The sequence below is a fragment of the Serratia sp. TMDUHS_CL genome (genome assembly GCF_037137105.1).
GTDB classification, from domain to species: Bacteria; Pseudomonadota; Gammaproteobacteria; order Enterobacterales; family Enterobacteriaceae; genus Serratia; species Serratia nevei.
Genome location: NZ_JBBBDV010000039.1, coordinates 1 through 508 on the forward strand (window position 1 = coordinate 1; position 508 = coordinate 508).

The window sequence follows — 508 nt, forward strand, 5'->3', positions numbered from 1 at the left end:
TACGCTGGCGCTGCGCATCGATCTTCGCGACGATCCGGATCTGCCGACGCTGATCGCGCGGATCCGCCACGCGGTGCTAACGGCGCAGGAAAATCGCGATCTGCCGTTCGAGCAGGTGGTGGAGCTGGTCAATCCGCCGCGCCACCTGGGCTATACCCCGCTGTTCCAGGTGATGCTGGCCTGGCAGGACGGCTCGGTGCGCGATATTCCGCTGCCTGGGCTGCAGGCCGAGTTGGCCGGGCTGGAATACAGCGCGGCGAAGTTTGATCTGACGCTCGATCTGGCCGATACCGGCGAAGGCATCAGCGGTACGCTGAACTTCGCCACGGCGTTGTTCGATCGCGCCACCGCCGAACGCTACGGCGTTTACCTGGTACAGGCGCTGCGGGCGATGACGTTGAATAGCCCACGGTCAGTATCCCATATCGATTTGTTGCCGCTCGCCGAACGGGAGCATCTGCTGCATGGCTGGAACCGCACCGAGCGTGACTACCCGCTGGATCAGACC

General features: G+C 64.0%; 1 protein-coding gene. It reads left to right on the top strand.

Annotated features, from left to right (window positions below; all coding sequences use genetic code 11):
* The coding region (locus WCL58_RS25270) for a condensation domain-containing protein (protein WP_336851756.1) at positions 1–508 on the top strand (508 nt) is incomplete at both ends.